The organism is Nocardia vermiculata NBRC 100427, assembly GCF_001613265.1.
GTDB classification, from domain to species: Bacteria; Actinomycetota; Actinomycetes; order Mycobacteriales; family Mycobacteriaceae; genus Nocardia; species Nocardia vermiculata.
Window position 1 is genome coordinate 68,743 of the sequence record NZ_BDCA01000004.1, and the last position, 22,437, is coordinate 91,179.

The following is a 22,437-nucleotide window of genomic DNA, read 5'->3' on the forward strand; positions in this document are numbered from 1 at the left end:
CGATGTCCGCGAGCAGGTTCGCCGATCTCAGCAGGGAACAACTTGCGGTGCTGGTGCCCGAGCTACTGCTGTGCGGGCACCTCATCGACCGATCCGGGATGGCCCATTCCATCGGCGCATTCGGCCGGGACGGTATGGCCGAGATCGCCATCGAGGAATGGCAGCTGGCCAGCCCGATCTACACCCGCCGCATGCGCGCCGCCCTCGATATTCCCGGCGACGGTGTGGTCACGATATTCAAAGGGCTGCAACTGGATATCGGCGCACCACCGCAGTTCATGGACTTCCGCTTCCGGGTGGACGACGACCGTAACGGCGAGTTCTGGCTGGATCATTGCGGTGCGCTCGCCGATGTGGAGCCGATGGGGGAGGACTTCGTGGTGGCCATGTGCCACACCATCGAGGACCCCACCTTCGACGCCACCGCACTCGCGACCAATCCACACGCGCAGGTGCGGCCCATTCATCGCCCGCCACGCGCGCCGGCGGACCGAGTACCGGTGTGCGCGTGGACGGTTCGCATCGACCCGGCGAACGAGCCGCCGGCGGTTCCGGCCAACGCCGAACGGATGTCCCGGTTCGCCGCGGTGGATCTGGAACTGGCACCGATCTCCGCCGACGGCCCCGGCCGCTCGCACTACCGGGGCCCGCTGCTCAGCGATCTCGACTTCACCGATTTCTCGCATTCCGCGCTGGTCCGGATGGCCGACGAGATCTGCCTGCAACAGCATCTGCTCAACCTCGGCTTCCTGATCGCGGTCGAGCAGCGGGCGGATCCGGAGCAGCTGACCGCGATCGCTCGCAAACAGTTCACCGGCATCGCCGGGCTCACCTCCGAGCGATTGCGCACGGCCCTGGGCCTGGGCACCGGATTCGACGACCTGGCCACGGTGCTGCGTTTGCATCCGGCCTGGAATCCGTTGCCCTACGTCGATATTCATATCGATGCCTATCACGATTCGGCCGTGCTCCGGATCGCGCGCGACAGCCCGGGAGTCCGCGACGGTGGCTGGCCGGCCGCCATCGACGCCGACCATCTCGAGCCGCTGGCCGCGATGGTGCGTGGGGTGAATCCGAATTTCGACGTGCAGGCCCGCGACAGCGACGAGCACGAGCTGGTCGTCGAGATCACCATGGCGCCGCAACCGTTCGCCGAAGCACCGGAGGTGGCGATCACCCGGTTCAGCACCGGCGCCGAATTCCAGTTCGGTGAACGACGCTCACTACCCCTGACCGTGGTCTGAGATTGCCGACCGAACTCGATCCGAACCGCCGCTTCAACGAGAGATCTCACTATGCCGAACAATTTCGCCGACCTGTTCGAGCACGCCGCGGACGCCATGCCCGACCGGGTGGCGCTGATCCAGGGCGAGCGCCAGGTCACCTATCGGGAACTGGAGCACCGCAGTAACCAGCTGGCTCACCATCTGGCCGCCGCGGGACTCGGGCAGGGCAGCCATATCGGCTTCCATATGCACAACAGCATCGAGACGATGGAAACGCTGATCGCCTCGTTCAAACTGCGCGCGGTGCCGATCAATATCAACTACCGCTACGGCGCCGACGAACTGCGCTACGTCTACGACAACGCCGACCTCGACGCGGTAGTGCACCACCGGTGCTACTCCGCGGTGGTGGACGAGGTGCGCCCACAAATCGCGACGCTGCGGCACGCCCTCGTGGTCGAGGACGATCAGGGCGGCACGGGACTACCCAGCACGTCGACACCGTATGCGGAGGCCTTCGAGAACACCTCTACCGCACGCGATTTCGACGAACGCAGCCCCGACGATCTGTTCATGATGTACACCGGTGGCACCACCGGTATGCCTAAGGGTGTGATGTGGCGCCAGGAAGACATGTGGCGGGTGCTCGGCGGCGGCATCGACTTCTACACCAACGTGCCGGTCGCCGACGAGTTCGAGCAGTCGCGCTCGGGTGCCCAGAACGATCCGCTGCGCTGGCTGATCCTGCCGCCACTGATCCATGCCTCCGCGATGATGCCCACCTTCACCGGCCTGTGGTCGGGCCAGACCGTGATCTACGAACCGCGATTCGACCCCGATCGGATCTGGCAGGTGGTGAACGAACAGCGCGCCAACGTCATGGTGATCACCGGTGATGCCATGGCCCGCCCGCTGCTCCAGTCCTATCAGGAGAATCCGGTGGATGTCGCCACGATGGTGGTGCTGGCCTCCGGTGCCGCACTGCTGTCGCAGCCGGTGAAGAACCGTCTGCTGGAAACGTTTCCACACGCCATGATCAGCGACTCGATCGGCTCGTCGGAGACCGGATTCGGCGGTATGGGGGTGGCCCAGAAGGACGACGACCCCGGCCGCGGGCCGCGGGTGCAGACCGGCCGCGGTGCCGTCGTGGTCGACGACGAGGGCCGCGAGGTTCCCGGCGGGCAGGAAGGCTGGATGGCCAAGACCGGCTCGGTGCCGATTGGTTATTACAAGGATCAAGCCAAGTCGGACAAGCTGTTCCGGACCGTCGACGGTGTGCGCATGGTCATCACCGACGACCGGGCCCGGGTGGAGGACGACGGCAGCATCACCCTGCTGGGCCGCGGCAACATGGTCATCAACACCGGTGGTGAGAAGGTGTTCGTCGAAGAGGTGGAGTCTGTCGTGAAATCCCACGACGGCATCTTCGACGTGGTGGTCATCGGCGTTCCGCACGAGCGCTGGGGGCATCAGGTGGCGGCGGTGGTGTCGATGAGCAGTGGCGAGCAGGCGCTGGACTTCGGGGCGCTCGAGGCTCATGTGCGCAAGCATCTGGCCGGATACAAATTGCCGCGCAGTATCTGGGTGGTCGATGTCGTCGGCCGGACGCCGAGTGGCAAACCGGATTACCGCTGGGCGAAGTCGTATGCGGAGTCCCAGCCGCCCGCATACATCGTCGGCTCCTGAACAGGTGATTGTCGCAGCCGAACGTCGCGCTCGAGGGGTGCGACGTTCGGCGTTCAGCCATGTCCGCATACCCCGCGCGGGGCCTGGTACCGGGCGGATTTCGTGGCCCGCGGGGGCTGCCCAATCGCACTGGAACGTGTTCTACTTGGAGGATGACAGCGGTCCACTCCGTACTGGATGAAAAAGTCAGGATGCCGGTCGAGATCCGCGATGCCGACGCCTGCGCGGCGACATTTCTCGTCGACGAGGGCGCGGCGCGCGAGATCATCGCTCCCACCGGTCTCGAGCCACTTCGTGTCGCCGGGCGAGCGCTCTCCTCGCTGGTCTTCGTGCGTTACGTCGACGGCGACCTCGGCCCGTACCACGAATTCGGGCTCACCCTGATGGTGCGCGGGCACGACGGGGGCATCGGCGTCTACATCCCGTGGTTGCCGGTCAACCAGAGCTTCACCTGCGCCGCCGGTCGCGAGATCTGGGGATTCCCCAAGGAGATCGCCGATATCGAGGTCACCCCGGTGCGGCGTGGCAAGCGCTGTGCGGTGCGGATCGATGATCGGCCCGTGGTCACGATGGAGACCGCCGGCGGTATCCCTTCGCCCGGTGGCATGGGCGGCGCCTCGATCGCGGCCTACACCCTGATGGACGGCGTGCTGCGCCGCACCCCCTGGGTGATGAACCCCGCTCAGGTGCGGATGGGTGTCGGCGGCACCAAGATCGAGCTCGGCAACCACCCCGTCGCCGACCAGATGCGCGCGCTCGGCCTCCCCAAGCGCGCCCTGTTCAGCAGCCGGATCGGGCTGCTACGCATGACGTTCGAGGATGCGGAGGTTGTTCGATGACCCGGACAGCAGTGGTTACCGGCGCGGCCAGCGGTATGGGCCGGATGGCGGCGCAACGGCTGGCAGCGGGCGGATACCGGGTCGCCGCACTCGACATCAACGAGATGGGCCTCGCCGAAACGGCCCGCCGTTCCCCCAACACCACCACCTACACCTGCGACATCTCCGATGAGCAGGCCGTCCGCACCGTGATCGAGAAGGTACGCGCCGACCTCGGCCCCATCGACCACCTGGTGCACGCCGCCGCCCTGTGCCGGGTCGGCTCCGCACTCACTCACGATGTGGCGGAAATGCGCAAGGTGATGGATGTCAACTACGGCGGCACGGTCAACATCTGCCAGGCCGTCGTTCCCGAGATGAAGCAGTCCGGCGGCGGCACCCTGGTGCTGTTCGCCTCGGTCGCCGGCTGGCTCCCCTCACCGGGCCTGGCCGCCTACTCGTCCTCGAAGTTCGCCGTCGTCGGCTACCACGACGTCCTCGCCCAGGAACTCGCCGGCACTGGCGTCCGCGTCATCTCGGTCTGCCCGCCGATCGTGGAAACCCCACTGCTGGATGGTATCCGGGCCGACAATGCCTCGGTGGTCGCGGGCCAGAAGGGTGTGACACCGGAGAAGGTGCTCGACGCGGTGGAACAGGCCGTCGCCGACCCGAAGGCGCCGCTGTTCATCTTCCCCGGCCCGGCCAAACCCATGGTGCTGGCGCGGCGGTTCATGCCGAACTTCCTGCGCAAACAGGTGGTGCGGATGGTCAAACCGGAGTTGTGAGTCGATACACGGCAGAGGCCCCGACCAATCCACTGGTCAGGGCCTTGTGCTGTGTCGGATCACTCCGAGCGGGTTCTCAGCGCCCCTTGAATTCCGGCTTGCGGCGCTCGGCGAACGCCTTCGGTCCTTCCTTGGCGTCTTCGCTGCGGAAGACCGTGAGGCCGAGCTTCGCGTCCACCTTGAACGCCTCGTCCTCGTGCATGCCCTCGGTGTCGCGCATGGTCTTCAGGATCGCCTGGACGGCCAGCGGGCCGTTGGCGTTGATCTTCTCGGCGATCTCGAGCGCCTTCTCCAACGCGGTACCGTCCGGCACCACGTGACCGATCAGGCCGTATTCCTTGGCTTCCGCGGCGGTGATGCTACGGCCGGTAAGCAGCAAGTCGGCGGCGACGGTGTAGGGGATCTGACGGGGCAGCCGCACCGCCGATCCCCCCATCGGGAACAGGCTCCAACGGGCTTCGGCCACACCGAACTTCGCGCTCTCACCGGCAATGCGAATGTCGGTGCCCTGCAAGATCTCGGTGCCGCCGGCGATGGCCGCGCCCTCGACCGCTGCGATCAGCGGCTTGGTCAGGCGCCGGCCCTTGAGCAGACCCGGAATGTTCGTCGGATCGAAGGCGCCGCCCGAGCCCATGTTCTTGGCCGGATCCTGCTTGGTCATGGCCTTGAGGTCCGCGCCCGCACAGAAGGCGCCGCCGGCACCGGTGAGGATGCAGGACCGGATCTCCGGATCGTTGTCGACCATATCCCAGGCCTGCACCATCAGATCGAGCATCTCGCCCGAGAGCGCATTGCGCACGGCCGGGCGGTTCAGGGTGACGATCAGCGTGGCGCCGCGTCGCTCGAGCAAGGCGTGGGGTTCCGTATTGCTACCTGTTTCAGTTGCTGCCGTCGTCATCGCCGACCCACTTTCCTCATCGTATTACTCCCGTTTTGCGGACGAAGTTACCCCGCGCTGTTGTCCATAACAATAACGTGTTCTAGTTTGTATGATGGTGACGGGCGTCACGGGTGGCACAGTTATGGAGATCGCTGATGGAGACAACCACGCACGGCGGCGCGACGACGCTGCCGCAGCGGATCACGACGACGTTGATCGACCGGCTGACCGGGATGGTCGTCGCGGGTACTGCGGGACAGTCGCGTGCACCGTACGAGATGATCGAGGTGTACACCGGCGCCGTCGTCGGTGAGTTGCCCCAGTCCTCCCCCGAGGATGTCGCCGCTGCTGCCGAAAGGGCCCGCGCAGCGCAGCGCGAATGGGCGAGCCGATCGGTCAAGAGCCGTCTGGAAGTCTTCGCACGGGCTCATGAGCTGCTTCTCGCCGAACTCGACACCATCGCGGATCTGATCCAGATCGGCTGCGGGAAGACCCGGCGCATGGCGATCGAGGAGTCGTGCGATCCGGTCATGGTGATCAGCCATTACCTCAAGCACGCCGAGCGCATCCTGAAGCCGATCCGGCGCGGCGGCGCGATGCCGGTCATCTCGAGCTCCGCGGAACACCATCGCCCCAAGGGCCTGGTCGCGGTGATCGCGCCGTGGAACTTCCCCTTCGCGATCTCGATCTCCGATTCGGTGCCGGCCCTCATCGCCGGCAACGGCGTTGTGCTCAAGCCGGACAACAAGACCGCGCTGTGCACGCTGTACGGGGTCGAGTTGCTGCGCCGCGCGGGACTGCCGCGCGATCTGATCCAGGTCGTCTGCGGCGCCGGTCCGGACGTGGGCCCGACGCTGATCGACAACAGTGACTACGTGATGTTCACCGGATCCACCGCGACCGGCCGCACCATCGGAGAGCGGGCCGGGCGTAACCTCATCGGCTGCAGTCTGGAACTGGGCGGCAAGAATCCGATGCTCGTACTCGAAGACGCGAACCTGGACGATGTCATCCCCGGGGCGATTTTCGCCGTCTTCGGCAACTCCGGGCAGGCGTGTATGCACATCGAGCGCATCTACGTCCACGACCGTGTGCACGATGAATTCGTCCGCCGATTCGTCTCCGCCGCAGAGCAATTGGGTGCCACGGCCGGTGCCTCCTACACCGCCGACCCGGAATTCGGATCGTTGGTGTCGGTGGAGCATATGAAGCGGGTGGCCGCCCATGTCGACGATGCGGTCGCCAAGGGCGCGACCGTACTCACCGGCGGGAAGGCACGCCCCGATATCGGTCCGGCCTTCTACGAGCCGACGATCCTGACCGGCGTGACCGCCGAGATGGATCACGCGACCGTGGAAACCTTCGGCCCGGTGGTGACGATCTATCGCTACACCGACGAGAACGAGGCCGTCCGCCAGGCCAATGCCACCACCTACGGCCTCAACGCCAGCATCTGGAGTACCGATCTGGCGCGTGCCGAGCGCATGGCCGATCGGCTCGAGGCCGGCAATGTGAATATCAACGACGGTTTCGTCGCGACCTATTCGGCGAAGACGACACCGTCCGGCGGGATCAAACAGTCCGGCGTGGGCACCAGGCACGGTGATGCGGGGCTGCTCAAGTACACCGACACGATCAATGTCGGCGTGCAGAAGAAGCAGGTGCTCTCGGCGCGTTCGGCCATGCCGTTCGACAAACAGCTCAAGAGCACGCTGATGACGCTGCGGCTGAGCCGGCGGCTGCGTATTCGATGAAATAGGAAACAGCTCCGGCAAATTCGAATCAAGCGGTAAAGCCGCGCCGACGCGGCGAGTAGGTCACACTCGACATGACGCCGTGTGCGTGTTCGTGTTCGATGAAGTCCGTGCTTGAAGAAACGCCAGGGGAGCCTTCATGTCGCAACCTTCCGCCGCGTACCCGAGTGTGGTGCCGGTCGGGGTCGATACCGCCCGAGCCAGCATCGCCCGCGTCTACGACGCCGCCCTGAACGGCAAGGACAACTTCGACATCGATCGGGATGTGCTGGCGCAGGTTCGTACCGTGGCCCCGCAGGTGAACGACCTGGCCTGGGCCAACCGTGATTTCCTCATCCGGTCGTGCCGTTTCCTGGCCTCCCAGGCCGGGATCGACCAGTTCCTGGACCTGGGCTCCGGCCTGCCGACCGCGGAGAACACCCATCAGGTGGTGCAGCGGATCAGGCCGGAGGCCCATGTGGTCTACGTCGACAACGACCCCATGGTGCTGACTCACGCACGCGCGCTGCTGGAGTCGAATCCGCAGACCTCCATCGTCTCCGCGGACATCTTCCGCCCGCACGAGGTGCTCAACAATGCCACTGTGCGTGACGAATTGGACTTCAGCCGGCCCATCGCCGTCTTCCACATCGGCACCCTGCACCACTATCTCGGTGACGACGGGTCCGCGCTGATGCAGACCTATGTCGACGCACTGCCCTCGGGCTCGTATCTGGCCATCGCGCACTTCTACGATCCCGGTGACCCAGAACTGAGCGAACTCGCCCGCCAGATGGAGGACAAGTTCGTGCACAGCCCGATGGGCAGTGGGCGCTTCCGCACCCGCGACGAGATCGCCGCCATGTTCGGTGGCTTGGAGCTGGTCGAACCCGGACTCGTGCTCTGCGACGAGTGGTGGCCGGACGGCCCGCAGCTGGCTCCGCTGTCACCGGTGCGCCGATGCATCGCGGGCGGCATCGCTTACAAACCCTGAGCGGTTTCACCGAATCGTCGTGATTCAAAGGCGTGGCATACGCGGCGGCCGATCCTAGGCTCGGCCGAGCACGCCGGTACCACCGTTGCCGGCGTGCGCACCACCGCGAAAGGAAGTCCGCGTGTTGCCCCGCCGCATTCGCCCCGCCCTGACGATCATCACAGCCGCCGTGCTCGCCACCGTCGCGCTCACCGGGTGCGGGTCCCGAGGTGAGGCGCGCACCGATGCGAACGGCGTGACCCTGTTGAGCTACATGGGGTGGGCCGATCAGGTCACCCCGCCGGAACTGGCGGAGAATCTCGGATTCTTCGAGGGCAAGGTGAAACTCGACTGGATCGGCAATACCAACAGTGGTCCACAGGACATCCAGACCGCGGCCACCGGGCAGGTCGACTTCGGCGGCGCCTTCGCCGGCGCGGTCGCCAAGCTGGCCGCGGCCGGTGCCCCGATCACGGCGGTGCTCAACTACTACGGGTCGGACGAGAAGTCCTTCGGCGGCTACTACGTGACCGACGACAGCCCGATCCGTTCGGTCACCGATCTGGTCGGCAAGAAGATCGGCGTCAACACCCTCGGCGGCCAGAACGAGGCCGACGTGTACGAGGCGTTGAAACGAGCGGGCCTGAACTCGCAGCAGATCGACTCCGTGCAGCTGATCGCCCTGCCCACCCCCAATATCGAGGATTCCCTGCGCAAGGGACAGATCGATGTGGCCGGGCTGACCGGACAGTTCCAGCAGCGCGCACTGGCCAACGGGGGAGTGCGGCCGGTGTTCACCGAGATCGACGAGTTCGGCGGACCGATCAACGGCGGCCCCTACGTCTTCCGCAACGACTACATAGAGAAGAACCCCGACGTGGTGCGAACATTCACCACCGGCGTCGCCAAGGCGCTCGAATGGGAACGCACCACACCGCGCGACCAGGTGATCGCGAAGTTCACCCAGATCATCAACGACCGGCATCGCGCCGGTGAGAGCACCGAGAGCCTGAAGTACTGGCTGTCGGTGGGGGTGCCGTCCCGCTACGGGGAGCTCTCCGACGGCGACTTCATGCGCTGGGAGCGCTGGCTGCGCGACACCGACGCCATCGACGGTGATCTCGAACCACGCAAGTTCTACACCAACGAGTTCAATGCGATGCTGCGGCCGGAGGCGAAGGGCACCACGGCTCAGGGCGAGGCGCACCGGAAGGGCTCCGGTACGGCCGATACCGGCAACTGAGCGCTCGAGCCGACAGTCCGTCCAGCTCCGGGGCCGGAAAACGGCGGGTCGAACCCCGCGATCCACGCCGTCGATGCGGCAGTATGCACCCCATGAGCGACTCCGTATCTCCCGGCTCTCCCGGCGGCGAGCGCGGACCCGCGCACCGTCGCATCCCGATGATCGGCCGCGACCCCGGTGAACGGGGCCGCGTGTCCTCACCGCTGGAACTGCTGTTCGACCTGACCTTCGTGGTCGCCGTGGGCACCGCGGCGTCCTATCTCGCGGAAATGATCGGCGCCGGACATCCGGGTAAAGCGGTGATCGCCTTCGTGCTGGCGATGTTCGCGATCGTCAACGCCTGGATCAGTTTCAGCTGGTTCGCCTCCGCATTCGCCACCGACGACTGGCTGTATCGAGTGCTGACGATGCTGCAGATGATCGGGGTGGTGATCTTCGCACTCGGGATCCCGCCACTGTTCCATTCGGTCGAGGAGGGCGACCACATCGAACTGCGGATCATCGTGGTCGGTTACGTCGTCATGCGGATCGCGATGGTGGCGCAGTGGTGGCGGGCAGCGCGGGAATCACCGTCGTTCCGGCACGTCGGATACGCGAACATTCGCTGGGTCGTCATCGCTCAAATCGGCTGGGTCGTACTGGGGTTCGTACGGTTGCCGGTGGCGGTGGTCGGCGTGGGATTCGTCGCACTCGCCGCACTCGAGATGCTGCTTCCGGTGCTCACTCAAGGACGGGCGAGTGGAACGCCGTGGCATCCGCATCACGTAGCCGAGCGCTACAGCCTGTTCGCGATCATCGTCCTCGGTGAGGGCGTGGTCGGAACCATCGCCTCCTCCGGTGACCTGCTCGGCGGCGCCGACGGCACCGAATGGACCTTCGACGCCGTCGCGATCGTGATCGCCGGCGTCGGCCTGACCTTCGGCATGTGGTGGGTGTATTTCACGACCCCGTACGGCGAGATCCTGGAGCGCCGTCGCAACCGTGGCTATCTGTTCGGCTACGGACATATCCCGTTGTATATGGGCATCGCCGGTGCCGGCGCCGGTCTGCATGTGGCCGGACTGCAACTGGAGCACCATTCGGGGATCAGCGCGGTGGCGGTGGTGGCGTCGCTGGCGGTACCGGTGGGCGTGTACCTGCTGATGATCTACCTACTGCACACCCTGATGCTGTCGGCGACCGATTCACTGCATCTGCTGCTGATCACGGTCACCGCAGTCGTCCTGGTTCTCGCCGTGGTCCTCGCCGCCGTCGGCGTCTCGGTCGCGTTCTGCCTGCTGGTGGTGATGCTCGCGCCGTTCGTCACCGTGGTCGGCTACGAAACCGTCGGCCACCGCCACCAGCGCGAGATGCTGGAGAACCTGGACCGCGCCTGAACCCTGGCTAGCGGGTGTAGGGCCGCTGCGGCCACTGCGTCTGCTGTCCGGGCCATGTTTGCTGCTGCCCCGACCACTGCGCCTGCTGCGCCGAGGCGTCCGGGGTACTCCCGTTCGGAGGCACTGAAAGCATCTCCGCTCGCTTGCGTGAGTGCTGGACCAGAGTGACGCCGATGAACACCATCCCGACGACGAGAATGATGATTCCGAGGATCGCAACAATTCCGATGACTCCAGCCACGAGGCCAGTTGTAGCACAACGTTTTCGATCATGGCCGGAACCCGATGGCGCGTTGGGCGATCCGTTGCGACCCCGCGTTGCAGGCGGCGGTGCTCCGGCAAAGCAAGAGGCCCTGACCAGTGGATTGGTCAGGGCCTCTGCCGTGTCTCCACACACGAGTCGGGGTGACAGGATTTGAACCTGCGACCTCTTCGTCCCGAACGAAGCGCGCTACCAAGCTGCGCCACACCCCGTGAGTTGAGCCTGCTGTAGCTTACAGCAGGCAGGGCGGGAACATTAAATCGGCTGGTCAGCGGACCGGGAGTGGGCGGATAGTGGAGACGATACGCTTGGCGGTTTCGCGGTCCACGGACTTGTCCAGGCCGGTGTCGGCGGCGATGGCCATCACGAAGTTTCCGTTTTCGCTCGGGAAGGCGAAGGCATAGACCGAGAAGCTGGTGGCGCAGCCCGGAGCCGGGGGCGGGGCGGTGCCGGTCGTCTCGACGAAGGAGCCGTGCAACTGCCCGTCGAGCGAGACCATCGGTTCGGGGGTGCCGGCGGGCCCGAGAGTGGCTCCGGACCAGCCGAAGGCGGCCATCCGCTTGCCGATATCGGCGGCCGCCGCGGCCGGCTCCGCCTCGGGGGACAGGGTGAGGAAAGCGTTGGTGCGGGTGTAGTTGGGACAGTAATTCTTGCCTTCCTGGGACAACCCGGCGATCTCGAGCGGCTTCGAGCCGGTTCCGGTGCCCCAGATCGCCGTGCCGAGCGGATCGACGGTCCAGTCGGCGGGTGCGTCGTAGGCCGCGCCTCGGTCCAGGATCTGCACCACCTGATAGCCGGGGATCATCGGTGCCGGCGTCGGCCCCGGAGGTGCGGGCCGAGGTGGATCGGCGGCCGGGGGCGGGGGATTCTCGGCGCCCAATGCGCTCACCATGGACGGTGTGGTCGATCCCGCGGCATCGGCGCCGTCCGCATTCCGGCCTGTCACGACGGCGGTCGCCGCCAGTGCCGCCACGACGGCGACCCCGATCCCGGTGAATACCCACATCTTTCGGCGTCCCGGACCCGGATCGGGCGGTGCGGGACGTGCCGGTGGCGCACCCGGTGGAGTCCATTCCGAATGCTGTTGCGGAGCAGGAGTCCGGGGCTCGGCAAGCCATTCCGGGGCGGAACCGCCGGTGTACGGTCCGTGCTGCGGAAAGTGATGCTGCGCCGCAAAATTCGCTGTGGAAGCCGGGTTGCTCAGTGGCGGGGACAGCGGGCCGTGGTTCGGCTGGGCGCCGAAAGCGGTTGTCGCTGCCTCGGTCCCACCGAGAGCAGGGCCAGGACCGTACCCGCTCGGCGCATTCGCGCCCACGGACGCGGGTACGACATCCGGCACCCCGGAGCTGTCGGTCGCAGGTGCCTGGGACAGGGGAGGGGCCACCGAACCCGGTCGTGCCCACGGAGACACCTGCGGCACAGCGCCGTTCGCTGCGCCATCGCCACCGGGGGGTGGTTGCGGTGCGGGTCCCGGTTCGGCGGTCGCGTCGTCGTGCCGCTGGTCGAACCCACTGCCCACCGTGAACCCCTGCCTCATGTCGTGCCTCGGCAGGTCACCCTAGCGCGCCACGGCCTCCGATTCCGAGACACCGTGGCCACTATCGGACTTCGGGTGGTTCGGCGGGGCGGCGACGAGTGTCAGCAGGGTGGCCTCGGGCCGGCAGCAGAACCGGTACGGCGCCCACGGTGAGGTGCCGACGCCGGCGGATACGTGCAGCCGGGTGTGCGCGCCCCAGCGCGAGGGGCCCTTCACGCGCGACCGGTCGATACCGCAGTTGGTGACCAGGGCACCGAAGCCCGGCAGGCAGAGCTGCCCGCCGTGGGTGTGCCCCGCCAGTACCAGGTCGTAGCCGTCGCCGGCGAAGCGGTCGAGCACCCGCGGTTCGGGGGAGTGGGTGAGTCCGATGCTCAGATCGGCCATCGGATTCGGCGTGCCGGCCACCGTGTCGTAGCGGTCCCGGGTGAGATGCGGGTCGTCGACACCGGCGGTGGAGATCTTGATCCCGGCGACCTCGAGATCACGCCGCACATGGGTCAGATCCAGCCAGCCACGTTCGGTGAACGCGGCACGCAGATCCTTCCACGGCAGCGGATCGCCGTGGACCCGCTTGTGGTTCTTGTCGAAATACTTGAGCGGGTTCTTCGGCACGGGGGCGAAGTAGTCGTTGCTGCCGAAGCAGAAGATGCCAGGGCGTGCCAGCAGCTCCGACAGCGACTGCACGACCGCGGGCACCGCCTTCGGATGCGCGAGGTTGTCGCCGGTGTTCACCACCAGGTCGGGTTCCAGGCCGGCGAGTTCGCGGACCCAGGCCTGTTTGAGCTTCTGGCCGGGCGTCATGTGCAGGTCGCTGATGTGTAGCACGCGCAGACTCGACGAGCCCGGCTGTAGCACCGGCATCGTGGCTTCGCGCAGGACGAAAGCGTTGCGTTCGATCAGCGAGGCGTAGCCGACTCCGGCCACTGCGGTACCGGCGGCCGCGGCGACAACCTTGGCTCCGGAGCCCAGCGCTGCTCGTCGAAGTGCGGGGGACGAGAATACGGGCATCGGTCCAGAATAGGCGACCTGTGTGACGAATACCGAGTGTGTTTCCGCACAGGCATCCGGATTGGGCGCGTCGCGGTGGGGCCGCTGGGCGGCTCGCCACGGCAAAAGCGGTGGGAGTGGCACTGCGCAGCGGCTAGCGTGTGCCACATGTCGGAACTCAAATCCACGTTGCGCGCCGATCTGACCGCGGCGATGAAAGCCAAGGACAGCCTGCGCCTGAATACCCTGCGCATGTTGCTGGCGGCCGTGCAGAACGCCGAGGTCGCCGGCTCCGAGGCGAAGGAACTCAGCGATGCCGAGGTGATCGCGGTGCTCGGCAAGGAGGCGAAGAAGCGCAACGAGGCTGCCGTGGTCTACGAGCAGGCCGGGCGCGGTGAGCTCGCCGCGAACGAGCGGGCCGAGCAGGAGATCATCGACGAATACCTGCCGACTCCGCTCACCGATGCCGAGGTCGCCGATCTTGCCGATACCGCCATCGCCGATGTCGCCGAAGAGCTGGGCGCCCGGCCCGGCATGCGGCAGATGGGGCAGGTCATGAAGGTGGCGACGGCACTGGCCGCCGGTCGCGCCGACGGCTCGCGGATCTCGGCCGCGGTCAAATCCCGGCTGTAGCTCGCAACCGGTTCCCCGGCGGGAGCCCGCAGCCGGATCCGTGCACGCAAGAGGCCGGCGAATTCTCATTCGCCGGCCTCTCAGCGCCTTTTAGCGCGGTATCGGAATCGGGATGGGGATCGGTGGCAGTCGCGGCACCGGTGGCAATCCGGGCACCGCCGGCGGTGGAGCCTCCTGGCGGCCCGGACGCGGAATCTCGCGTTGGGTGCCGTCACTGACCAGAACCGTCACCACCGAACCCGGGATGGCCGAGCCGTTCGGCGTGATCGCGTTGACCTTGCCCTTGGTCGCCGCCGAACCCGGTGTGGTGCTCGTCGTCACCTGGAATCCCGCGCCGATCAGGGCGGCCCGGGCCTCGGACTCCGACATACCGAGTACATCCGGTATCTGCGCGTTGTTGGCGCCACGCACGTATTTGTCGTCGAGTGGTGGCAGCGCAGGCGGTTCGAATTTGTCGGCCACCGGTTTCAACCCGGTGAACCAACTGCGAGCGGGCTCGTTACCGCCGTAGAGATTGCCGTCGCCGCAGCTACGCAACGGGAACGAGCAGATCTCGCCGGGGCTGGTGCCGTCGCCGTAGATGTAGGCGGCACCGGCCATCGAATTGGTGAATCCCAGGAAGGCCGAGGAACGGTGGGCCTCGGTGGTTCCCGTTTTCGCCGAGACCGGTGCGGTCCAGCCCGCCGCATGGGCGGAGCCGGCCGCGGTGCCGTGGATCGCATCCTGGCTCATGGCGTTGGCCAGCGTGTTCGCCAAGCCGGGATCGATAACTTGTTCGCAGCCCTGCTCGGTGAGCGGAACCTGCTTACCTTCGCGGTCGACCACCTCCGCGATCGGCGAGGGTGGGCACCATTTGCCGCCCGAGGCCAGCGTTGCCGCGACATTCGACAATTCCAGTGGATTGATCGCGACCGGGCCGAGCGTGAACGAGCCCAGGTTCTGCTGTTTGAACATATCGGCCAGGCTCTGGTTACCGTTCCCGGAGGTCCCGGGCTCGGTGTAGGTGCGCATTCCCAGCCGGACCGCCATATCGACGGTCGGCGTGACACCGACGTCCTGGATGAGTTTCACGAATGCGGTGTTCGGTGACTGTGCGAGTGCCTCGGTCACCGACATCGACGGTGCGTAACCACCCGCATTCTTGACGCAGTAGGTCGCGGGTGGACAGCCTGCCGCGCCGCCGTTACCCATTCCCTTGGCCGCGAAGAACGACGGTACGTCGAGATTCGCGCTGGTGCCGAGTCCCTTTTCCATCGCGGCGGCGGTGGTGAAGAGCTTGAAGATCGAGCCCGCACCGTCACCGACCATCGAATAGGGCTGTGGCTGCACCGTTTCGTGCGCCTCCTGGTCGAGACCGTATGTTCGGCTCGAGGTCATCGCCAGAATGTGATGGGAATCCTGTCCCGGGGCGATGATGCTCATGACCTCGGCGATATCCGGCAGATTCGGATCGGTCATCTTGTTGACGGCGTCCTTCACCGAACGCTGCACGTCCGGGTCCAGCGTGGTGCGGATGGTGTAGCCGCCCTTGTCGATCTGCTCCTTGCTGATTCCGGCGTTGTCCAGGTAGTTCAGCGCATAGTCGCAGAAGTAACCGCGATCGCCGGCAGCGATACATCCGCGCGGCAGGCCCTTCGGCTCCGGAAGTACGCCCAGCGGCTGTTCCTTGGCCGCACGGAATTCCTCCGCCCGGCTCGGAATGTTCTGCATGAGCGTGTCCAGCACCGTATTGCGACGCTCCAGCACGCCGTCCGGATTGGTGTACGGATTCAGCTTGGAGCTGGACTGCACCATTCCGGCCAGCATCGCTGCCTGGGTGGCATTCAAGTTCTTGGCATCGATACCGAAATAGGTCTGGGCGGCGTCCTGAATCCCGTACGAACCGTTGCCGAAGGGGACCAGGTTCAGATAGCGGGTGAGGATCTCGTCCTTGGTGAGTTCCTTCTCCAGCGTCAGAGCCATGCGAATTTCCCGCAGTTTGCGGGCCGGAGTCGTTTCGATGGCTTTGCGGCGTTCGGCGTCGGTTTTCGCGACCACCAGCAGTTGATAGTTCTTCACATACTGCTGGTCGATGGTCGAGGCACCCTGCTGAACTTCACCGCTCGAGGTGTTGGTCAGAAATGCGCGCAGGGTGCCCTGCCAGTCGACACCGCCGTGCTCGGTGAAGCGCTTGTCCTCGATGGAGACGATCGCCAACTTCATTTCGTTGGAGATCTGGTCGCTGGGGACTTCGAAACGTCTCTGGTCGTACAGCCACGCGAACGGATTCCCGGCCGCGTCGACCATGGTCGACACCGCCGGGGCGTTGCCCTCGACCAATTCCGAGGAAACGTTGTCCACGGCGTCGGCTGCGCGGTTCGACATGTACCCGAAGCCACCAGCGAGCGGGAACAGCAATCCGGCAACCAGCACGGCCGCTAGGACGCAGGCGCCGGCGAGCCTCGCGAGCGTTTGTGTGATCGGCACGGATCACAGCCTAATTGGCCCGGCCGACCTTCGGCGGTGCGCGGTAGGCGGCGCGCCTCGGCGCCAGGTCACCGATGCCCCGCAGGGACGGGCGTACCAGAAAATCCGGGCATGGTCTTGCGCTCACCCCATACCTTTACCTAGATTGAGAACTCAGTGTGATAGAGCTAACACTCAATGAGGAATGTGGTGCGGAGCGCAGCGGGGTTGGGTTGCTGTGGGCTGCACGCGATTCCGGAGCGCCGTTGACCCGGTGTTCGGACTGCAAAGGGGCACACCAAATGCACATGACTACCCCCATCGCTCGATTGGACGTGGAGCAGGCCGAAGCGAGGATCGCCTGGGTATCCCAGGCCCGATGCAAGGAAGTGGATCCCGACCAGTTGTTCGTCCGCGGTGCGGCCCAGCGCAAGGCCGCCACGATCTGTCGGCACTGCCCGGTACTGATGGAATGCGGAGCCGACGCGCTCGACAATCGGGTGGAATTCGGTGTGTGGGGTGGGATGACCGAGCGGCAGCGCCGCGCGCTGCTCAAACAGCATCCCGAAGTGACATCCTGGGCGGACTTCTTCCGAGCCCAGCGCCAGCAGAAGGTCGCGATCTGACCGACGCCAACTTCCGGCAGGTGACGTGCGGAATCGGGACCGCACGTCACCACGCCGGAAACTCGGGGAGCGTCAGGAAACCGATGGCTTCACGTTCGAGGTGATCCCGGCGAGCTGTTCGCCGACCACTCGCAGGGCGTCCAGATCCGAGACCTCGAACGGCAGGGCCGTGACGGCGACGATCGGCACCCGCGGATGTGCGCCGGTGAATCGGTGCAGCAGGTTCCGTTCGCGCTTCGCGGTCACCGCGCGGTGCGCGTGAATACGCAGGATGTCCGCGGTCAGGGTGGCGGGATCGGTCACCGATTCCGACGCGGCCGTGGTTTCGCCCGAGGTGCCGTCGGTATGGCTGCCGGCGCCGGGACTCAACCGGTCGGCCGCGGCGGCCGCCTGCGCCGGGGACAGGCCGCACAACAGCGGGTGGGTGCGATTGAGCACCAGCCCGGCCAAGGGCATCTTGTCGGTGGAGAGCCGATCCACGAAGAACGAGGCCTCGCGGAGCGCGTCGGGTTCCGCGGCGGCCACCACCAGGAAGTGGGTCCCCGGGCGGGAGAGCATGGCGTAGGTGCGTTCGGCGCGGTCCTGGAAGCCGCCGAACATCGATTCCAGCGATTGCAGGAATCCGGACGCGTCCTTGAGCATCTGGCCGCCGACGATGGTGGACACACCACGTACCGCCAGGCTCATCGCGCCGGTGACGAATCGGCCGACGCCGCGGCCCGGTGCCATGATCACGCGGATCATCCGGCCGTTGAGAAAATTCCCCAGCCGCTTGGGCGCGTCGAGGAAGTCCAGTGCGTTGCGCGAGGGCGGCGTGTCGACGACGACCAGATCCCAATCTCGCTTGGAGACCAGCTGCCCCAGCTTCTCCATCGCCATGTACTCCTGCGTTCCGCCGAAGGAGGACGCGACGGTCTGATAGAAGGGGTTGGCGAAGATCTGCTCGGCCTTGTCCGGGCTGGTGTGCTCGAGCACCATCTCGTCGAAGGTGCGGCGCATGTTGAGCATCATCGCGTAGAGCTCACCCTTGGCGGTCTCCGGCAGCGCGACCCGTTGCGGAGCATTGCCGAGGTCGCTGACGCCCAGGGACTGTGCCAGCCGGCGTGCCGGATCGATGGTCAGCACCACGACCCTGCGGCCTCGCTCGGCCGCGCGCAATGCGATCGCCGCGGCGGAGGTGGTCTTGCCGACTCCGCCGGACCCGCAGCACACCACGACCCGTGCCGTCGGATCATCGATGATCGCCTCGATGTCGAGTGCCGGTGCCGTCGGCGGTATCAGCGGACTCGGATGGCTCATCAGCGGACTCCCTGGGCGCTCAGATGTTGGGCCAATTCGTACAGTCCGCCCAGATCGATACCGTCGAGCAGAGCGGGCAGATACAACCTGCTGATATCCACCTTCGCGAGTTCCGCGGAACTGTCGTCCTGTGCCTGCAGCGTGGCGGAATGCTCCACCGCTTCCTGGATCAGACCGTCGAAGTCGTTGTCGTCGAGTTCGATCCCGGCCTCGGACAGACCCGACCGCACCGCCTCCAGGTCGAGTTCACCGGCGGCGACCCGGGCACGCACCGGGGCCGGGAGGAACCCTTCGGTGGCGCGGTTGACGATGACGGTGCCGATCCGGAAATCGGATTCGGTCAGTTCGGCGATCGCGTCGGCGGTCTCCTGGACCGGTAGTGCCTCGAGCAGCGTCACCAGATGAACCACGGTCTGCTCGGAATGCAGCAGTGCCGAGACCCCCTCGGCCTGCGCGGCGATCGGCCCGCCCTTGGCGACCTCGGCCATCGCCTTGGTGACGTCGAGGAAACTCGCGATCCGGCCGGTGGGCGGGGCGTCGATGACTATCTCGTCGTAGGCCCGCTTACCGGACTTGTCGGTGCGTACCGCGCATTCCTTGATCTTCCCGGTGAGAATCACGTCGCGCAGGCCCGGTGCGATGGTGGTGACGAATTCGATCGCGCCCATGCGCCGCATCGCCCGGCCCGCGAAGCCGAGGTTGTAGAACATGTCCAGGTATTCGAGGAAGGCATGTTCGATATCGAGGGCCAGCGCCATCACCTCGCCACCACCGTCGGCGGTCGCGATTTTGGTTTCGGTGGGCGGAAGCGGCGGCAGATCGAACAACTGGGCGATCGATTGGCGCCCCTCCACCTCGACCAGCAGTACCCGCCGGCCCCCCGCGGCCAAGGTCAGCGCCAGCGCGCCCGCGACCGTCGACTTTCCGGTGCCACCCTTGCCGGTCACGTAATGCAGCCGCGCGGTGTCGGCTCGGTCCGGCCACCCTAATTTCAGCCCCGATTCATCCGAATCGGGCACTGCTGTCGGTACTCCCACGTTCGCGAGCCTATAACCCGTTACGAAACAGCCACCACAGGATCGCTCTACTGTTCGGTACGACACAGGACACTTCCGTCCCGGCCCGAATTGTGCTGATCGCGTGGAGCGGGGGCGCATTCCACACCCGTGCACCCAGTACGCTTCGCGACATGAGTGATGTGACGGTGTGGGAATATTCGACGGTGCCGCTGCTGACGCACGCCACCAAACAGATTCTGGACCAGTGGGGAGCCGACGGCTGGGAACTGGTGACGGTGCTGCCCGGACCGACGGGCGAGCAGCATGTGGCCTACCTGAAGCGGCCCAAGCAGTGACGACCCCGGGAACCGGCTGGCAGGCCGGTCTCGATCGCCTGGGACTGACCCTGCCGGCGGTCGCGGCCCCGGCGGGCGCCTATATTCCGGCCGTTCGCAGCGGATCGATGGTCTATACAGCCGGACAGTTGCCGTTCGTGGACGGTGCCCTGTCGGCCACCGGCAAGGTCGGTGCCGAGGTGAGCGTGGAGCAGGCTGCGCACGCCGCCGGGCTCTGCGCCCTGAACGCCTTGGCCGCTGTGCACGATCTGGTCGGACTGGACGCGGTGGTGCGCATCGTGAAGGTCGTCGGGTTCGTCGCCTCGGCCCCCGGATTCACCGATCAGCCGCTGGTCGTCAACGGCGCGTCGGAACTACTGGGTGAGATATTCGGCGCGGCCGGGGTGCATGCGCGCTCCGCCGTCGGTGTCTTCGAGCTGCCCAAGGCGACGCCTGTCGAAGTGGAGCTCATCGCCGAAGTGCGGTAGCAAGGTCTGTAACCCGCGCGTTGGCGCATCGGCGTTAGGACCCCTCATGAGCCTCACACATCCCGCGTACGAGCAGCTGCGACAGGTCACCGAGACCGCTTCGGTGCTGTTGGCGGACAACCCGAACCAGATGACCCTGGACGGCACCAATACCTGGATCCTGCGGTTGCCGGGGCGATCGGATTGTGTGGTCATCGACCCGGGGCCCAAGGACAAGGCGCACAGTGAGGCGATCGCGCGGGAGACCGGTGGTGAGATCGCGTTGACGCTGATCACGCACCATCATCACGATCACACCGGCGGTATCGACCGGCTGGTGAAGCTCACCGGAACGCCGGTGCGGGCGATGGATCCCGGATATCTGTCCGGTTCGGATGCCCCACTGGCCGACGGTGAGCTCATCGAGGCGGCCGGATTGCGCCTGCGCGTGGTGGCCACACCCGGACATACCCAGGATTCGGTGAGTGTCGTGGTCGACGATGCGCTGCTCACGGGCGATACCGTGCTCGGCAGCGGTACCACGGTGCTGGAATCACGCGACGACGCCCTGGGGGACTATCTGAGTTCGCTGGACCGGCTCGCCGAGCTGGCGCCCGGCCGGGCACTGCTACCGGCACACGGCCCCGACCATGTGCAGGCCGAGCCGGTGATCGGCTACTACATCCAGCACCGGAAGCAGCGCCTGGATCAGGTGCGGGCTGCACTGCACGAACTCGGTGACAGCGCTACCCCGATGAAGATCGTGGCGCACGTCTACGCCGATGTCGACAAGAAACTGTGGCCGGCCGCACGAAGCTCGGTCCAGGCGCAGCTGGCCTACCTGCGCGGGGTCGGAGCCCACTGACGCAGGCCGGCACCCACCGGCGCCGAACCGGCCGGCGCCGGAGCGCGGTGGGAGTTCCCTACCGCGCTCGGCGAGCCAGCCGCTCCGAATCGGAGATCAGCACGCTCTTACCTTCGAGCCGCAGCCACCCGCGGTGGGCGAAATCGGCCAGCGCCTTGTTCACCGTCTCGCGCGAGGCGCCGACGAGCTGGGCGATCTCTTCCTGGGTGAGGTCGTGGGTGACGCGCAGCGCACCGGCCTCCTGGGTGCCGAACCGCTGGGCGAGCTGCAACAGCGCCTTGGCAACGCGACCGGGGACATCGGTGAAGATGAGGTCCGCCAGGTTGTTGTTGGTACGCCGCAGCCGGCGGGCGAGAACCCGCAGCAACTGTTCGGCGATCTCCGGGCGCTGATCGATCCACGTCTTGAGCGCTTCGCGATCCATGGTCACCGCGCGCACCTCGGTGACGGTGGTGGCCGTGGAGGTACGCGGACCCGGATCGAAGATCGACAGCTCGCCGAACATGTCCGACGGGCCCATGATGGTCAGCAGGTTCTCGCGCCCGTCCGGGGAGCGCCGACCGATCTTCACCTTGCCCGACGTGATGATGTACAGCCGATCGCCCGGCTCGCCCTCGTTGAAGATGACGTGGCCACGAGGAAAGTCCACGGGCTGCAGCTGTTTGGCGAGAGCGGCCACCGCGGTGGGCTCTACGCCTTGGAAGATGCCTGCTCTGGCGAGGGCCTCGTCCACGAATGTGCTCCTTATGGGAATTGGCGGTGCTCACTGCGGCGTCAGCGGGTCCAGCGTGTCACTCCTACGTGTTACGCAGGCTCCGCCTGGCTCGTACCACTCTCGCCACAGTGCGGACCGAAGCGTTCGGCCGACAGTGCAGTCTACTTGGCATCTCCGCAGCGTAGTGACAGACACCACGTAACGTGCGGTATGTGAACGCGTACGCTCCCGCGGAAAGTTCCCGAGAGTGGGGACAGGTGAGTGTTGCGCGGCGCCTCAGCTGGCCTGCGCGACGTCCAGTTCTTCGCGGTTGCGTCGGCGCGGCGCGGGGCCGGCATGGGTGGGTACACCCAACTGAGCCAGTTCGTTGACCTCGGCATTACTTGCCCTGTCCAGATATTGCTGGACCTCTTCGCCCGGTTCGAGAAGTTTCCGGAGTCGGTTCTCGACACGTTCCATAGACAAAGCGAACAGCATCAACGCCACCGGGAAGAGCACCACAGCGAGTCCTTGCATACGGGTGAGTAAACACGGAGAAGGTCTCAGAT

Annotated in this window: 22 protein-coding genes and 1 tRNA gene; 13 read left to right on the forward strand and 10 right to left on the reverse strand. The window is 66.1% G+C overall.

Features of this window, described 5'->3' with window-relative positions:
- Positions 1 to 2: 2 nt before the first annotated feature.
- From NV2_RS07170 to NV2_RS07185, 4 genes are all read left to right on the forward strand, one after another.
- The gene (locus NV2_RS07170; RefSeq protein ID WP_067870908.1) at positions 3 to 1,244 is read left to right on the forward strand and encodes a hypothetical protein; all 1,242 of its coding nucleotides are present in this window, start codon (positions 3 to 5) and stop codon (positions 1,242 to 1,244) included.
- A gap of 51 nt (positions 1,245 to 1,295) precedes the next feature.
- Entirely contained in the window at positions 1,296 to 2,912 is a 1,617-nt protein-coding gene (locus NV2_RS07175) for an acyl-CoA synthetase (protein ID WP_067870757.1), read from the forward strand.
- Between the two features lie 191 nt (positions 2,913 to 3,103).
- On the forward strand, positions 3,104 to 3,751 hold the full coding sequence (locus NV2_RS07180; RefSeq protein WP_245662489.1) for an acetoacetate decarboxylase family protein: 648 nt from the start codon (positions 3,104 to 3,106) through the stop codon (positions 3,749 to 3,751).
- Positions 3,748 to 4,515, forward strand: coding sequence for an SDR family NAD(P)-dependent oxidoreductase (locus NV2_RS07185; RefSeq protein WP_067870759.1), 768 nt, complete (start codon positions 3,748 to 3,750; stop codon positions 4,513 to 4,515). Before NV2_RS07180 ends, NV2_RS07185 begins: the two co-directional genes overlap by 4 nt.
- A 76-nt stretch (positions 4,516 to 4,591) precedes the next feature.
- Here the strand turns inward: NV2_RS07185 and NV2_RS07190 are convergent, their stop codons facing one another.
- A complete protein-coding gene (locus NV2_RS07190) occupies positions 4,592 to 5,413 on the reverse strand; it encodes a crotonase/enoyl-CoA hydratase family protein (protein ID WP_067870760.1) in 822 nt (273 codons plus the stop codon).
- 137 nt (positions 5,414 to 5,550) lie between these two features.
- Between NV2_RS07190 and NV2_RS07195 the strand changes: the two genes are divergently transcribed.
- The 4 genes from NV2_RS07195 (at position 5,551) to NV2_RS07210 (ending at position 10,720) form a co-directional block, all read left to right on the forward strand.
- On the forward strand, positions 5,551 to 7,149 hold the full coding sequence (locus NV2_RS07195; protein ID WP_067870761.1) for a succinic semialdehyde dehydrogenase: 1,599 nt from the start codon (positions 5,551 to 5,553) through the stop codon (positions 7,147 to 7,149).
- Between the two features lie 139 nt (positions 7,150 to 7,288).
- Positions 7,289 to 8,122 (forward strand): SAM-dependent methyltransferase, encoded by an 834-nt coding sequence (locus NV2_RS07200; protein WP_067870762.1) that lies wholly within the window; start codon positions 7,289 to 7,291, stop codon positions 8,120 to 8,122.
- Positions 8,123 to 8,243: 121 nt separating this feature from the next.
- On the forward strand, positions 8,244 to 9,344 hold the full coding sequence (locus tag NV2_RS07205; RefSeq protein ID WP_218018955.1) for an ABC transporter substrate-binding protein: 1,101 nt from the start codon (positions 8,244 to 8,246) through the stop codon (positions 9,342 to 9,344).
- Positions 9,345 to 9,436: 92 nt separating this feature from the next.
- The gene (locus NV2_RS07210; RefSeq protein WP_067870763.1) at positions 9,437 to 10,720 is read left to right on the forward strand and encodes a low temperature requirement protein A; all 1,284 of its coding nucleotides are present in this window, start codon (positions 9,437 to 9,439) and stop codon (positions 10,718 to 10,720) included.
- A gap of 7 nt (positions 10,721 to 10,727) precedes the next feature.
- On the opposite strand, the gene NV2_RS07215 is transcribed toward NV2_RS07210, so the two are convergent.
- The 4 genes from NV2_RS07215 to NV2_RS07230 all read right to left on the reverse strand — a co-directional run bounded on the left by NV2_RS07215 (position 10,728) and on the right by NV2_RS07230 (position 13,527).
- Complete coding sequence (locus tag NV2_RS07215; RefSeq protein ID WP_067870764.1) at positions 10,728 to 10,961, reverse strand: hypothetical protein; 234 nt, start codon at positions 10,959 to 10,961, stop codon at positions 10,728 to 10,730.
- A gap of 159 nt (positions 10,962 to 11,120) precedes the next feature.
- A tRNA-Pro gene (locus NV2_RS07220) sits at positions 11,121 to 11,194 on the reverse strand.
- A 56-nt stretch (positions 11,195 to 11,250) separates the two neighbouring features.
- Positions 11,251 to 11,988, reverse strand: coding sequence for a DUF8017 domain-containing protein (locus NV2_RS07225; protein ID WP_067870765.1), 738 nt, complete (start codon positions 11,986 to 11,988; stop codon positions 11,251 to 11,253).
- Between the two features lie 552 nt (positions 11,989 to 12,540).
- Positions 12,541 to 13,527 carry a metallophosphoesterase gene (locus NV2_RS07230; RefSeq protein WP_067870766.1) on the reverse strand — a complete coding sequence of 329 codons (987 nt, stop codon included), beginning with the start codon at positions 13,525 to 13,527 and terminating at the stop codon, positions 12,541 to 12,543.
- 147 nt (positions 13,528 to 13,674) lie between these two features.
- Between NV2_RS07230 and NV2_RS07235 the strand changes: the two genes are divergently transcribed.
- The gene (locus NV2_RS07235) at positions 13,675 to 14,139 is read left to right on the forward strand and encodes a GatB/YqeY domain-containing protein (protein ID WP_067870767.1); all 465 of its coding nucleotides are present in this window, start codon (positions 13,675 to 13,677) and stop codon (positions 14,137 to 14,139) included.
- Positions 14,140 to 14,229: 90 nt separating this feature from the next.
- On the opposite strand, the gene NV2_RS07240 is transcribed toward NV2_RS07235, so the two are convergent.
- Complete coding sequence (locus NV2_RS07240) at positions 14,230 to 16,605, reverse strand: penicillin-binding protein (protein WP_067870768.1); 2,376 nt, start codon at positions 16,603 to 16,605, stop codon at positions 14,230 to 14,232.
- 281 nt (positions 16,606 to 16,886) lie between these two features.
- On the opposite strand from NV2_RS07240, the gene NV2_RS07245 reads away from it, so the two are divergent.
- Complete coding sequence (locus NV2_RS07245; protein WP_067870769.1) at positions 16,887 to 17,210, forward strand: WhiB family transcriptional regulator; 324 nt, start codon at positions 16,887 to 16,889, stop codon at positions 17,208 to 17,210.
- Between the two features lie 72 nt (positions 17,211 to 17,282).
- Here NV2_RS07245 and bagB read toward each other — a convergent pair whose 3' ends face one another.
- Entirely contained in the window at positions 17,283 to 18,509 is a 1,227-nt protein-coding gene (bagB, locus tag NV2_RS07250) for an ATPase BagB (RefSeq protein ID WP_067870770.1), read from the reverse strand.
- A complete protein-coding gene (gene bagA / locus NV2_RS07255) occupies positions 18,509 to 19,528 on the reverse strand; it encodes an ATPase BagA (protein ID WP_067870771.1) in 1,020 nt (339 codons plus the stop codon). Before bagA ends, bagB begins: the two co-directional genes overlap by 1 nt.
- Positions 19,529 to 19,698: 170 nt before the next feature.
- Between bagA and sp36 the strand changes: the two genes are divergently transcribed.
- The 3 genes from sp36 to NV2_RS07270 are packed head-to-tail and all read left to right on the forward strand — an operon-like array spanning position 19,699 to position 21,174.
- Positions 19,699 to 19,863 (forward strand): Sp36 family protein, encoded by a 165-nt coding sequence (sp36, locus tag NV2_RS07260; RefSeq protein ID WP_157102786.1) that lies wholly within the window; start codon positions 19,699 to 19,701, stop codon positions 19,861 to 19,863.
- Positions 19,860 to 20,330: a RidA family protein gene (locus tag NV2_RS07265; RefSeq protein WP_067870773.1), complete on the forward strand. Its 471-nt coding sequence runs from the start codon at positions 19,860 to 19,862 to the stop codon at positions 20,328 to 20,330. The genes sp36 and NV2_RS07265 overlap by 4 nt, the downstream gene beginning before the upstream one ends.
- Before the next feature lie 46 nt (positions 20,331 to 20,376).
- Positions 20,377 to 21,174 (forward strand): MBL fold metallo-hydrolase, encoded by a 798-nt coding sequence (locus tag NV2_RS07270; RefSeq protein WP_067870774.1) that lies wholly within the window; start codon positions 20,377 to 20,379, stop codon positions 21,172 to 21,174.
- A gap of 58 nt (positions 21,175 to 21,232) precedes the next feature.
- Here the strand turns inward: NV2_RS07270 and NV2_RS07275 are convergent, their stop codons facing one another.
- Positions 21,233 to 21,907, reverse strand: a complete 675-nt coding sequence (locus NV2_RS07275; RefSeq protein WP_067870775.1) for a Crp/Fnr family transcriptional regulator — start codon at positions 21,905 to 21,907, stop codon at positions 21,233 to 21,235.
- A gap of 258 nt (positions 21,908 to 22,165) precedes the next feature.
- Positions 22,166 to 22,405, reverse strand: a complete 240-nt coding sequence (locus tag NV2_RS30695; protein WP_210749038.1) for a hypothetical protein — start codon at positions 22,403 to 22,405, stop codon at positions 22,166 to 22,168.
- Between the last annotated feature and the right edge of the window lie 32 nt (positions 22,406 to 22,437).